Below are 13,115 nucleotides of genomic sequence, written 5' to 3' on the forward strand. Positions count from 1 at the left end.
GCCTGGAGCGGGTGGAAAAAGGGGGGCCTGCGTCCCGGAGTTGAGCCGCCTGCGGGCGGTGCTGCGCAAAGCACGCCACGCCACCGCCTCCATGTGGCCCGCCCTCGCACGTGCCTACCGGTGGGTGGAGCGCACCGCGACCATTCTCCAGAATGAGCCTGGATTGGATGCCGCGGGCGTGCGCCGCCGCCTGTCGGCCCTGCTGGCCGCCCTGGTGCGCTGGACGCGCCGCCACCGGGGCCTGCTGCGCCAGGCCCTGGCCCATTTCCTCCTGGAAACGCGTCGCTACTGGAAGGGCCTCTTTCACTGCTACGACGTGTCAGACTTGCCCCGCACCGATAATGCCTTGGAGCACCTCTTCGGCACCTGCCGCTACCATGAGCGGCGGACCTCGGGCCGCGTGCGTGGCAGCGCGAGCCTCGTCGTGCGCGGTGCAGTCCGGCTGCCAGCCATCGCCGCGGCCCAACTGCTGCCTGAACTCGACGCCGCCCTCCTGGCGCCTGGGGACCTCGACGACTGGCGGCAGCTCCGTGCTCAACTCGAAGCCCGACGCGTCCCCCGCATCATGGGCCGACGCTTTCGCGACGACCCGGACGGCTACCTCCGAGGCGTCGAAGAGACGCTCAGGCCATATTTGCCGACGTAGAAAAAAATGTGGTGCGTGCCAAAGCTGGACGCCCAGTACGCCGAGCGAATGGAAGACGTGCTGGAGTTGTACCAGCAGCCCTTGTGCTCCACTGAACCCGTCGTATGCTTCGATGAGCGGCCCGTGCAGTTGCTGGAGTGGGTGCGCCCAGCATCACCCGCCTGCCCTGGGCGTGAGGCACGTAGGGACTACGCCTACTTACGCTGTGGCACGGCCAATCTCTTCTGTGAGGTGGAGCCCAAGGCGGGGTGGCATTTCGTGAAGGCCACGCCCAATAGAAAGAGTCCGGCGTTTGCCGAAGCCCTCCAGGGCATCGCCGAGAGATACCCGGAGGCGAGCACTATCCACCTGGTGCTGGACAATCTCAGTGCCCACAGCCGCCATGCGTTGGAGGTGCGGTACGGGGTACGTGCAGGGCGTCGGCTCTGGCGTCGATTCACTCCACACTACACGCCTGTCCACGGCAGTTGGCTCAATCAGGCGGAGGTGGAAATTTCCCTGCTCTCCCGTCAGTGTTTGGGGCGTCGGCGCACCCCCACGCTCGACAAGCTCCGCTGTGAAACGCAGGCATGGCAGGAGTGGGCCAACCGCCACCGGATCCAGATTCGCTGGCAATTCACCGTGCCGAAGGCCCGAGCGAAGTTCCATTACCAACCCACGGACTTCACCCGGCCAAAGGATTAGTCCTACAGCCGTAGTTCGGAAGTCTCTGCGGCCCTCCTCCTGTTGAAGAAACAAGAGGGGGAGGAGCGAGGCTTCCCATGCAGCAGCTATCGGCCACAGAAGCGCAGGCGCCGGAAGTCCGGTTGGTCGGCCGTCTCGCGACGGAACTGGAGGCGGTAGGTGCTTGGCTGCAGCCGCACTTCCGCAGGCGCGAGGCGCATGCCACCGCAGTCGAGTAAGTGAAGGCGCTGCTGGGGCGAGTGCAGCGCAAGAATGTGTAGGGCCTTTCGGAGGAGGCAGGGCATCGAGCGCCCTATGCCTTCCAGCACCTGCTGCTGCGTGCGAAGTGGGACGCGGATGCGGTGCGCGACGACGTGCTGGAATACGCACGCAGCGCGCTGGGCGAAGGCGGCATTCTCGCGGTGGACGAGACGGGCTTTTTGAAGAAGGGGGAGAAGTCCGTGGGCGTCGCGCGCCAGTACACGGGCACTGCGGGCAAGGTGGAGAACGCGCAAGTGGGCGTCTTCCTGTCGTACGTGACGCCTTTGGGGCATGCGCTGGTGGACCGAGAACTCTACCTGCCGGAGCCGTGGACGGAGGACGCGGCCCGCCGCCATGCGGGAGGGATTCCGGACGAGGTGGGCTTTGAATCCAAACCGGCCTTGGCGCAAGGCATGCTGCAGCGGGCGCTGGGCGCGGGACTGAAGCCCGCGTGGGTGGTGGGCGACGAAGTCTATGGCCGCGACAACACGCTTCGCCGCTTCCTCGAAGACTTGCACCAGCCCTACGTGCTGGCGGTGGCCTCCAACACGCACGTCTGGCGTGGCTTCTACCAAGTGAAGCCGGGCGACATGGTGCAAGAAGTCCCACCGGAGGTCTGGGTGCGTCTGTCGGCGGGCGCGGGTAGCAAAGGCCCACGTCTCTATGACTGGGCGCGCATGCGTCGCAACCAGCACCTGGGCCTGTCGCGGTGGCTGCTATTCCGCAGAAGCCTCGCGGACGGCAAGGTGGCCTTTTACGTCGCCCATGCCCGGCGCAACGCCTCGCTGGAGTCAATGGTGCAGGCAGCGGGCAGTCGGTGGGCCGTGGAGGAGGACTTCGAATCCGCCAAGAACGAGGTGGGCCTCGCCGACTATGAGGTGCGCGCCTGGACGGCCTGGCACCGGCATTTGACGCTGTGCCTGGTGGCACACGTCTTTCTCGCCGCCGCGCGTGCCGTGGCCAATCTGCAACTCCAGGAGGGCCTGCCCCCAAAGCGCTCGGCCTGCCGAGGCGCAGAAACCCCATGCGCACGTTTCTCGCCCGGCGCGGCCTTCACTGACAGGCTTCGTCCGCTAGTCCGTCCAGGAAGTGCGAGCACTTCTGGTAGCGCTTCTGCGGCGTGTGGCGGCTCCACTTGCGCATGTCCTGGCGTGGAGTCGCTGGAGACGCCACCACCAAGCCGTGGCCATGCAGTGTCACTTCCGGGCCCGAAGGGCGCGATTCAAACTGCAGCTGTAGGATTAACCGCTGCCCCAAAAGTGAACAGCACCTGTTAACCGCTCTCGGCCTGTCTCTCCCTAGAACGGGTGAAAGAGCGGTCCGGAGAGCCCAGCCGGTGGCGCAGAAGAGGGGTCATCTCGCTCTGCGGGGGGAGAGCCGAGAAGGCTCTCTTCAGCACCGCGAGCCAGACTCCCTTGGGATTCAGCGGCTCAAGCACGAAGGTTCCGCGACGTTCAGCGCGAGGCCACTGGACAAGTAAAAAGGCCCTGCCGGGTTAGGGCAGGGCCTTCTTTTTTGCTCCCCGAACGAAGCCCTGCGCGAACTCGTTCTCTGCGCCCTCTCCAGAGACTGCGACGGAAAACACGAGAAAAATCCTGGGGTTAGGCGAAGTCGGGAAAATTCGGGGGCCGATTGAGTCTCCGCAAACTTCCCTGCGGCTGTTTCCCCGAGTAGCGCGGATTGGGGATGGCGTCCAGCATCCTTCAGAAGGGGAGGGAGTAGGTATGCCTCGCACAGGTCTGGGCGGGACATGCGGGTCCTGGTGCTGCCCCATGCTCGACTACCACCTACGCCGGTACGGTTCGGTCCTGCCTGTGGCCCCCGGCGGAAGCCCTGCCGGCCGTGCATTCCGGTGGTGGGCGTCGCTCAAAGCCGCGCGCCGGTGGCCGTTCACGGGGAGGGCGCCCAGCCTGAAGCAGGGGGCAGGCTGGGCCGTGGTCTTGGCAGGCTGGGTTGATGACCTAGCCTGCCTTGTCGCACTGCCGGATGCTGAACAGATGCCCCCATGACGCAGCGACCGAGTTTTCGGTAGGCACAGCCCTTTATGCGGCCCCTCCTTCGGCGACCGGAGAGTGTCCCGTGGGTGCAGGGGACTGTTCTGGGGGGACGGGGACGACCTTGGGGCGGCCGCGGTCGAACCAGGTGTAGACGGTGGGCAGGACCAGCAGCGTGAGCAGCGTGGAGCTGAAGAGCCCGCCGATGACGACGGTGGCCAACGGCTTCTGCACCTCCGCGCCGGCCCCGGTGGAGAATGCCATGGGGAGAAAGCCCAGCGAGGCCACCAGCGCGGTGGTGAGGACCGGCCGAAGGCGCACGTGGGCCGCGTCGTGGGCGGCCTGGGCCGGCGACAGGCCGTCCTGACGCAGCTTTAGGATGTAGGCCACCAGGACCAGTCCGTTGAGCACCGCCACTCCGAAGAGGGCGATGAAGCCCACTGCCGCGGAGATGGACAGCGGCATTCCCCGCACCAAGAGCGCCAGCAGTCCACCTGTCACCGCGAAGGGGATGTTGAGGTAGATGAGGAGGGCCGGCCGCACCGCGTTGAACGTGGTGTAGAGCAACACGAAGATGAGGAAGAGGGTGAGGGGCACCACGATTGCGAGCCGGCTCGACGCGGACTGGAGGTTCTCGAACTGTCCGCCCCAGCTCACCCAGTAGCCCGTCGGCAGCTTGACCTCGCGCGCGATGACCGACTGGGCCTCCGTGACGAAGCTCTGGAGGTCTCGCCCGCGCACGTTGGCCTCGATGGTGAGTCGTCGCTGGATGTTCTCCCGGCTCACCTGGGCGGGGCCTTCCTCCACGACAATGCGCGCGAGCTGTGAGAGCGGGATGAGTTGTCCGGAAGGGCTGGCCACGCGGATTCCCTCGAGTTGCTCCACGCTCTGCCGAGCGCCTGGTGCGAAGCGCACCTGGAGCGCGAAGCGCCGCTGGCCCTCCAGCACCGTTCCCACCTCCTTGCCACCGATGGCCTCGATGGTGTCCAGCACCTGCCGGGCGTTGATGCCGTAGCGGGAGATGGCCTGCCGGTCTATCTGGATGCGCGCGACAGGGAGCCCCGCCACCTGCTCGGCCTTGACGTCTGCGGCGCCTGGGACCTTGGCCAGCGCGGCGGCGAGCTTGTCTCCCGTCTGTTTCAGCACGTCCAGGTCCTCGCCATAGAGCTTGAGTGCCACGTCCGAGCGCACGCCGGAGATGAGCTCGCTGACCCGAAGTTCGATGGGTTGCGAGTAGCTGAAGAGGGTGCCGGGCACCTCCTTCGTGAGCGCTTCGTTGAAGCGGGCGATGAGCCCCTCGCGGTCCTCCGCCGTCGTCCACTCCTCATGCGGTTTGAGCATGACGAAGATGTCGCTGATCTCCACGCCCATGGGGTCTGTCGCTATCTCCGCGCGCCCCGTACGGGAGATTACGGTGGTGACCTCGGGAAATCGCTTGAGCACCTTTTCGATGAGGCCCGTCTGTCGCACCGACTCCTCCAGCGAGACCGAGGGCACACGCCAAGCCTGCAGCGCGAGGGCTCCCTCATCCAGCCGGGGAATGAACTCCGCACCCAGGAAGGGCACCGTGGCCAGGCTCACCGCGAGCAGGCCTCCCGCGATGCCCACCACCACCCCGCGCCGCCGGAGGCACCAGGACAGCGCGGGCTCGTAGACACGGCGCGCCCCGCGGACGATGAAGCTCTCCTGCTCCTTCGCCCTTCGGGGAAGCAGGACGGAGGCGAGGGCCGGGATGAAGGTGAGTGACAGGACGAAGGCCCCCGCCAAGGCGCAGATGACCGTGATGGCCATGGGCTTGAACATCTTCCCCTCGATGCCGCTCAGGGCGAGGATGGGCAGATAGACCACGCCGATGATGACTTCACCGAACGCGGCCGCCTGTCTCACCTCCACCGCGCTGCGATAGACGACTTCGTCGCGCTCCTCACGCGTGAGGGCCCGGCCCAGCGTGTGGCTCTGCTCCGAAATGTGCCGCACCGCGTTCTCCACGATGATGAGCGCGCCGTCGACGATGAGGCCGAAGTCGATGGCTCCCAGGGACATCAGGTTTCCGGAGACGCCCAGCGCCCGCATCCCGATGAAGGCGCAGAGCATGGACAGGGGAATGGCCGCGGCGGCCAGGAGTCCCGCGCGCAGGTTTCTCAGCATGACGAAGAGCACGACGATGACGAGCAGACCGCCCTCGACGAGGTTCTTCGCCACCGTTTGGATGGTTTTCCGGACGAGGTCCGTGCGGTCGTAGAAGGTGTCGATGGTGACGCCAGGAGGCAGGGTGGGGCGGATCTTCTCCACCTCGGCCTTCACGTCGTTGACCACCTCGCGCGAGTTCTGCCCGATGAGCATCATCACGATGCCCGTGACGGCCTCGCCCCGGCCGTCACGCGTCACAGCGCCCTGGCGGACCTGTGGAGCGAACGCCACGTTGGCAACGTCTCGGACATAGACCGGGACTCCTTGTGGAGACGTGGAGAGGACGATGCTGCGGATATCATCCAGTGTCTCCACAAGGCCTTCGCCACGGATGAGCACCTGCTCCGGGCCGCGTGCGATGTACGCGCCTCCGGCGTTGGCGTTGTTCTCCTCCAGGGATTGGAACACCTGGCCCAGAGACAGGCCGTAGGCCGTGAGCTTGGAGGGGTCCACCTGCACCTCATAAGTCTTGAGCTCTCCGCCGAAGGCGTTGACCTCGACGACGCCGGGCACGGCACGTAGCCGCGGGGAAACCTGCCACTCCAGGATGCTGCGCAGCTCCATGGGGCCCTGACCCTCGCCCCGTACTTCGAACTGGTAGATTTCTCCCAGGCCCGAGGAGATGGGCCCCATCTCCGGAGAGCCGTAGCCTTCGGGGATGCTTTCGCGCGCCGCTGTCAGCCGCTCCTGGATGAGCTGCCGCGCGAAGTAGATGTTCACTTCGTCCTTGAAGACGACGGTGACGACGGACAGCCCGAACTTGGAGACGGAGCGAATTTCCTCGGTGTCCGGCAAGCCGCTCATCGCGGTCTCGACGGGCACGGTGATGAACCTCTCCACCTCTACGGGCCCAAGGCCCGGCGAGGATGTGAGGATTTGGACCTGCACGTTGGTGACGTCCGGTACCGCGTCGATGGGCAGTGAGCGCAGCGCGTTGAGGCCGAAGCCGACGAGCACCGCCGTCAGGATGAAGATGAGGATGCGGTTCTTGATGGAAAAGTGGATGAGCCTGTCGAACATGGCGCCCGCCTAGTGGGAGTGGCCCTCGCCCATGCTCTCCTTCGAGAGTTCGGACTTGAGGATGAAGGCTCCTTGCGTGACGAAGGAGGTACCGGGCTGAAGACCTGAGAGGATTTCCACGTCCTGGGCGGAACTGGCGCCAGTCTGGACCTCGACGGGGCGGAAGCGGTTCTCGCCGGCTGGGACGAAGACCACCTGCTCTTCGCCGACCTTTTGCACGGCCTCTCGTGGGACAACGATGCGTGTGGGCGAGGCGGAGCCAGAGTCTCGTGTCTCTCCCGAGGTGGTGGCGATTTCCGCCTGGGCGAACATGCCCGGCTTGAGCGCCCCATCGGTGTTGGACACCACGACTCGTACCGGAATGGTGCGAGTCTTCTCATCAACGACGTCTCCGATGTAGTCCACGCGGCCCGTGAAGCGCTGGCCCGCCCGTGCTTGGACGGTGATTTCCACCGGCTGACCGGCATGGACCTGCGGGAGCTGAGACTCCGTCAGGTCCAACTGCACCCAGAGTTCCGTGAGGTCCGCCACCGTGAAGAGGGACGTGGCCGCCTCCACCGCCTGGCCCACCGTGCCCGAAATCTCCACCACCGTGCCTGTCAGTGGGCTGATGGCCGGAAAGCGCGAGCTGTAGTGCTCGTTGCTACGCAGCGTGCTGATTTCTCCGTCGGAAAGGCCGAGCGCATGAAGCCGGCCGTCGGCGGCGTTGCGCTCCGCCTCGGCGGTGACGAAGGTGCTTTCCGCCTCGCGCATGTCCCGCTCGCTGGTGATTCCTTTAGCAAGCAGATCCTTCTCCCGGCGGAAGTTCTGCTCCGCCACGCGCGCCTTGGTCGCGGCGGAGAGGTAGTCCGCTCGCGCCTGGCCAAGCTCAGGGCTCTCGAGATGGCCCAGCACCTCCCCCTTTTTCACCTTCTGGCCGAGAGCTACCTGGATGGTGGCGAGTCGTCCTGGAACGCGGGAGGCCACTCTGGCTACGCCTTGCTGGGTGAAGGTGATACGCGCTGGCACGATGAGGCCGGTTACGAGGGGCTTTGCCTCTGCCTGGGCCAACTGGAGCTGCGCCGAGCGCAGCGCCTCTGGCGTGAGGGTGATGACCTCGTCATGTTTTTCTCCCCCCTCACCATGGGTTTCGCCTTCTTCCTTCTCGTGGTCGTGGCCCTCTTCTTCGGCGTGGGGCTTGCCCTTCGTCTCCTTGCCGGACGGGGCCGTCTTCGCTTCATCGGAGGGGGGGGCGGCCTTCTTGTCGGAGCAACTGGCCAGAAGAAGGGCCGCCGCCAGGACGATGGACAGATTCGTGTGAACGTTCATTGGATGTTCCCCACCACTTTCTTGAGTTGGGCCTCCGCGGCGTTGAGTTCCTCAAGGGCCTCGATGTAGCTACGGCTCGTATCGAGGGCCTCGCGCCGGATGATGAGCAGCTCCAGGAAGTCCACCTTCCCGGCCCGATAGGCCTCATTGATCAGCTTTAAGTTCTCTTGCACGGCCGCCATCACATCGCCGCCGAACACCTCCGCGGCTGACAGGGCAGTGCGGTAGCGCTCGAGGGCGAGCACCACCTCGGAACGCACGAAGCGTTCGGTGGCGGCGAGCGCCCGCTCCGCCTGGGCCGCCCGTGCCGTGCTAATCCCTCGCGCCGCTTGGTTGCGGTTGAAGAGGGGCAGGTCGATGCCGAGTGTGCCTTGGACGATTTGGGCGTCCTCCTCCTGGCTGTAGCTCACCCCCAATCGAGGGCGGGGTAGCGCCCCCCGGCTGGCGAGCCGGACCTCTGCCTGGGCTGCCTCCAACTCGGCCTTGGCTGCCTTGAGGTCCGCGCGTTGCGCCGCCGCTCGCTCCAGGAGGACGGAAAGGATTGGGGGCGCGGCCGCCTCCGCGCGCAGGTTCCCTTCGGGTGCGATGTCCTCAGTTGGTTCGATGCCCAGCAGCAGTCGCAGCTCTCCGAGGGCCTGCGTCCGGCGCTGGACGGCGCGAACACGGGCACGCTGGGTCTGGCCCAGCGCCACCCGCGCGGTGTTCACTTCGATGCGAGAGGCGGCTCCAGCCTGCAGTCGCTGCTCTGCGGCATCCCGGCCCTGCTCTGCGAGTACGAGTGCATCATTGGCCAGTTGCAGTTCCTGCTCGGCCGCGAGGGCCCTGCCGAAGGCTTGGCGCACTTCGGCCGCGAGCTCTACCTGAGAGACCGCGAGGCGCGACTCGCTCGCGGAAAGTGTCGCCGCTGCGGCGTCCCTGCGCGCTCCGCGCTGGCCGAAGAGTTCCAGTTGTTGGCTCACCCCGGCGCCCACGTCGACGTTGTTCCCACTCGCGCGAAAGCGTGGGCCGACGGCGACTTGTAGGTCCGGATTGGTCTGGAACAGGAGGGATGCTCCCGAAAGCTGAGCTCGAGCTGCGGCGGCATCGGCCTGGGTGGAAATGAGTCGGGGGCTGCGTTCGAGTGCGAGTGCCACAGCTTGCTCCATCGTGAGAGGGCGGGCCGCGAAGGCCGGCACCGCGACGAGCAGGAGCGGGAGCAGACTTATGAGACGGATTGATGGAGACACGACGCTCACCAAATTGAAAAGAGGTAGGGCCGCGCCTGGGCTGGAGGATGTGCGGAACCGGCGGAGTCAGACCGTCAGGACGCGAGCACACCTGCAGCGTCAGCCGCAGCTGATGAGTGGATGAGAGATGGCCCAAGGCCGGCGCCGCGCATGGCGGTACCGGGCACGCCTGAGCAGGCACATGCGTCCGGTCCGTTCGCGCGTCATCGGCGCGAAGGCGCGGCCTATCTCCCGGTCTCTCGAAGCGAGAGTCCCCGTAAGCGTGCGAGAATTGCCGCACGCGCATGGCCGCGGGACGTCACGGCCACAGCACGGCTGGAGGTGGAGGGGCGCACGAACCGGCCGTTAGGCCGATATAGGCGGACGCAGGAGGCGGGGACGCACTTCCTCGGCCGCCTCCTGGTTCTGCCCGACAATCTTCGGCGGTTTGACCGTGATGGCCCAACCCGGTGACGGCAGGGATTCAGGAATGACGGACTGGCTGGGGCAGCACCCGCAATGGTGCTCGGTTGGGCCACAGCCGTGCTCCCGGCTGGACTCTCCCAGGTCTGACTCGTCCGCAATGGAGTGCGCGAGATGCCCGGACGCCGCGTAGTGAACGGCCATCTCGACGGCCTCCCCGAAGGAAGGCACGAGGCCGTTGACCAGCACGATGAACATCAGAAGGCGCAGCACGGTGTCTTCGTAGTGACTTTAGTGGAAGAAGGCAATACGGCTGGTGGTCACGGTTTGCTGGCGCACGGATTCACCTCGTTCAGGGGGCCTGCCTGGGGGGCCCTTGCCCTTCCTGCCGGGCAGCTTCTTGGAAGATGGCCTGGAGGTCCCCTGGAATGGGCATGGGCGTGAAGATGCCCACGTTGGCGCCTCCGGTGTTGCCGAGGGGAGCGCGCCCGAGCCAGGAGCCAGGGGCGGCCAGCAGCAATCGGGGCAACTGTCCGGCCAGCTCGCTCAGGTTTCCTCTCCTCCATGCGAAGCAGAACATGGCTAGGTGGACCTGAAGATGAGGCCACGCGTGAGCCTGGCTCAGAATGTGAGCGCGTTCCAGCGAATGCCACGCCAGTTGGAGGTGGCCTTTGGCCTCGGCCTCGGAGGCTTGTCGCAGTTCCTTCTCGAAATGAATTCGCAACTTCGGTTCCATCAAGGCGCCTCCTTCTGATGCGTCAGTGACACGCAGCGCAGGTGTCCTCGCCCCGCCACGCTTCCCGGCCTTCCTTCACAAGGAAGAGCGTCATCCCAAGGGCGGCCACTGGGTCCGCCCACCACCAACCGAAAGCCGCGTTGAGGCCGATACCACCCAAGGTGATGAGGGACAGCCACCAGCACGCAGTGGTCTGGAGGGCATCGGCTTCCATGGCGCGGCTGCCCAGGGCCACGGCGGTCCGCTTTTTCGCGCGCGCGAGCCACATCATTACCGCCAGTGAGACAGTCGCAAGAATGAGGCCGACGAGGCTCGTCTTGGGCCGCTCGCTGTTCAGAAGCGATGTCGATGCTTCCCATGCCACGAATGCGGCCAGCGCGAAGAGTGACAGTCCGATGAGCCGGTGCGCGCGGCGGTCCAGTTGCTCCAGTTCCCCGGGAGTGCGCCGAGCTCGCCGCTCCGCCGAGAGGCGCCACAGCATGATGGCTGCGGAAGTGCTCTCCACGAAGCTGTCCACTCCGAAGCCGAGTAGCGCCACGCTGCCGGCAGCGAGGGCTGCGGCCACGGCGATGGTGCCCTCGATGAGGTTCCATCCCACGGTGACCAGCGTCAATGCCTTGGCCCGTTTGAGAATCGGCAGTCTTCCGTCGGGGAAGGTGGCCGTCTCAGACATGATTTTCCTCTCCAGGGTGCGCCACGACAGGCTCCTCGGCGGGCGCGATGTTGCAGCAGTTGGAAAGCTGCCCCGCCTCCACCTGGAGCGTGACGTGCTCGATGCCGAACTCATCGTGGAGTTGCCGCTTCATGCGGTCGAGGAGCGGGTCGTCCAGTTGTATCCCCCGAACGACGAGATGCGCGGTGAGGGCCGCCTCGGTAGTGCTTATGGCCCAGACGTGCAGGTCATGCACGTCGACGACGCCAGGTGCTCGGCTCAGCTGCTCCCGTACCAAGGTCATGTCGATGTTCTGCGGCACTGCATGCAAGGCGAGATTGACGGAGTCTTTGAGTAGTCCCCATGTCCCCCAGAAAATGAGGACTGCGATGAGGAGCGTCACCACGGGGTCGAGCCATGCCCATCCGGTGAAATGGATGAGGGCGCCGGCCAGGACGACACCGAGCGACACTCCTGCGTCCGCAGCCATGTGGAGGAATGCACCCCGGATGTTGAGGTCGTCCTTGCGGCCCTTCCAGAAGAGCATGGCCGTGGCGGTGTTGATGATGATGCCCACCCCGGCTACCGCCATGATGGTGACGCTGGAGACAGGAGCGGGCTCTCCGACGCGCTGCACAGCCTCCCATCCGATAGCGCCCACGGCGACGAGCAGGAGGAGGGCATTGAGGAGGGCTGCCAGGATGGACGAACTGCGCAGACCATAGGTGTGGCGGGCTGTCGGCTTTCGCCTAGCCAGGATGCTCGCCCCCCAGGCGAGCATCAACCCGAGGACGTCGCTCAGGTTATGGCCGGCATCCGCCACTAGCGCCAGAGAGTTGGAGATGACGCCGAAGGTGGCCTCGACAGCAACGAAGGCCAAATTGAGGGTTACACCGATGGCAAATGCCCGTCCGGGTGAATCGGGTGCGTGACTGTGGGAACCTGACATGGGCGTGGGTGCCTCCAGAGTGAAAACAGTTCCGCTGCACACTCCTTTTCCGGTGTGCCAGCAGGGACTTCCTGAAATCTACCTGGGCTGACGAACGGATTTGCCCAGGGTTACACCTCCACGTTTTTGTCGCGCGCGGACGCTGACGAAGCGGCCCCGCCAGCGCCCGATGGGAGTGCACGCCTTCCCCGACCTCCGAATTCTCATGGCTGCCTGGAGCTCAGCTCCGGTTTCTTCGCCGTCGAGCAGGCGAAGGGGACCGCGCCCGCAGTGCTTGGGACGCCAACCACCCTATGGGAGCGCCCACTGTGAATCCCAAGAAGAGGCAGGCCGCAGCGAACGTGATGTCGGCGCGGGGTTCGCCCCAGTTGTAGATGAACAGGCTCGTTCCGAGCGCAGTACCAGCCCAGAGCGCGTATCGGCGGAGCTGGAGGCGGGCTTGAAGCACCGAGGCTGTGAGCAGCACGAGGCCCGCAGCCCAGGATACAAGAAGGGGGGGCCACCGGTTGCGGTAGAACTCCACGCGCAAAGGGCCTTCAAGGCTCCCCTCCAACTGCTCCACCGTCAGCGCGTGTACGCCTCGCGGGATGGAGCCTCGCTGATGGAAGCTCAATCGGTTGCGCCAGACATGGGTGCGCCCGCGCTTCGCCCGGATGTAGGTACGCGACCGCTCCAGCGTCCCACGTATCATCTCCTCCATTCCCGCTATCGAAAACAGGATTTCGGTGTCGCCTGTTTGGGCGAGCCTGCCCCTCACCACGACGAGGACCCTTCCATTCACAGAAGGAGGGAGGGGGATGCTCTGTCCCTTCTCCGTCACTTCGACGGCAGCAAGTGGCTGCCCAGGCAGAACTGTTTCGAGGGCGGGTAGGGCAGCCAGCACGAGCACGAGGACCATCACGAATATGGACGCGGTGCGCGCCCAGCGCGCTTTAGTGCCTCGCCAGCCTTCGTGCAGCATCGCGCCGCAGAGGCCCAGCGCCGCAACGGCGATGAAGGCGGCTGCAGCGTCGCCATCCGCGAGGCGTTCCATCATAGGGGTGGGCATGTGCTGGTCCGGTCCCGGGT

At 65.7% G+C, this 13,115-nt stretch carries 9 protein-coding genes and 2 pseudogenes; 3 read left to right on the plus strand and 8 right to left on the minus strand.

Features of this window, described 5'->3' with window-relative positions; genetic code table 11:
* The 3 genes and pseudogenes from K8556_RS02330 to K8556_RS02340 all read left to right on the plus strand — a co-directional run.
* Window positions 1-646 (plus strand): annotated as a pseudogene (locus K8556_RS02330) (ISNCY family transposase); the annotation flags it as partial.
* Between the two features lie 6 nt (window positions 647-652).
* Entirely contained in the window at window positions 653-1,330 is a 678-nt protein-coding gene (locus K8556_RS02335) for an IS630 family transposase (protein WP_223738398.1), read from the plus strand.
* Window positions 1,331-1,407: 77 nt separating this feature from the next.
* A pseudogene (locus K8556_RS02340) lies at window positions 1,408-2,526 on the plus strand (IS701 family transposase); the annotation flags it as partial.
* A gap of 1,086 nt (window positions 2,527-3,612) precedes the next feature.
* Here K8556_RS02340 and K8556_RS02345 read toward each other — a convergent pair.
* The 8 genes from K8556_RS02345 to K8556_RS02380 form a co-directional block, all read right to left on the minus strand.
* Complete coding sequence (locus tag K8556_RS02345) at window positions 3,613-6,774, minus strand: efflux RND transporter permease subunit (RefSeq protein WP_223738399.1); 3,162 nt, start codon at window positions 6,772-6,774, stop codon at window positions 3,613-3,615.
* Between the two features lie 9 nt (window positions 6,775-6,783).
* Complete coding sequence (locus K8556_RS02350) at window positions 6,784-8,082, minus strand: efflux RND transporter periplasmic adaptor subunit (protein ID WP_223738400.1); 1,299 nt, start codon at window positions 8,080-8,082, stop codon at window positions 6,784-6,786.
* On the minus strand, window positions 8,079-9,215 hold the full coding sequence (locus K8556_RS02355; protein WP_370639877.1) for a TolC family protein: 1,137 nt from the start codon (window positions 9,213-9,215) through the stop codon (window positions 8,079-8,081). Before K8556_RS02355 ends, K8556_RS02350 begins: the two co-directional genes overlap by 4 nt.
* A gap of 438 nt (window positions 9,216-9,653) precedes the next feature.
* Window positions 9,654-9,983 carry a hypothetical protein gene (locus tag K8556_RS02360; RefSeq protein ID WP_223738401.1) on the minus strand — a complete coding sequence of 110 codons (330 nt, stop codon included), beginning with the start codon at window positions 9,981-9,983 and terminating at the stop codon, window positions 9,654-9,656.
* A gap of 79 nt (window positions 9,984-10,062) precedes the next feature.
* The gene (locus K8556_RS02365) at window positions 10,063-10,446 is read right to left on the minus strand and encodes a DUF3703 domain-containing protein (protein WP_223738402.1); all 384 of its coding nucleotides are present in this window, start codon (window positions 10,444-10,446) and stop codon (window positions 10,063-10,065) included.
* 22 nt (window positions 10,447-10,468) lie between these two features.
* Window positions 10,469-11,119, minus strand: coding sequence for a cation diffusion facilitator family transporter (locus K8556_RS02370; RefSeq protein WP_223738403.1), 651 nt, complete (start codon window positions 11,117-11,119; stop codon window positions 10,469-10,471).
* Complete coding sequence (locus K8556_RS02375; protein ID WP_223738404.1) at window positions 11,112-12,047, minus strand: cation diffusion facilitator family transporter; 936 nt, start codon at window positions 12,045-12,047, stop codon at window positions 11,112-11,114. The genes K8556_RS02370 and K8556_RS02375 overlap by 8 nt, the downstream gene beginning before the upstream one ends.
* Window positions 12,048-12,267: 220 nt before the next feature.
* A complete protein-coding gene (locus K8556_RS02380; RefSeq protein ID WP_223738405.1) occupies window positions 12,268-13,083 on the minus strand; it encodes a hypothetical protein in 816 nt (271 codons plus the stop codon).
* Between the last annotated feature and the right edge of the window lie 32 nt (window positions 13,084-13,115).

The organism is Corallococcus sp. AS-1-12 (assembly GCF_020036995.1).
Lineage (GTDB): Bacteria > Myxococcota > Myxococcia > Myxococcales > Myxococcaceae > Corallococcus.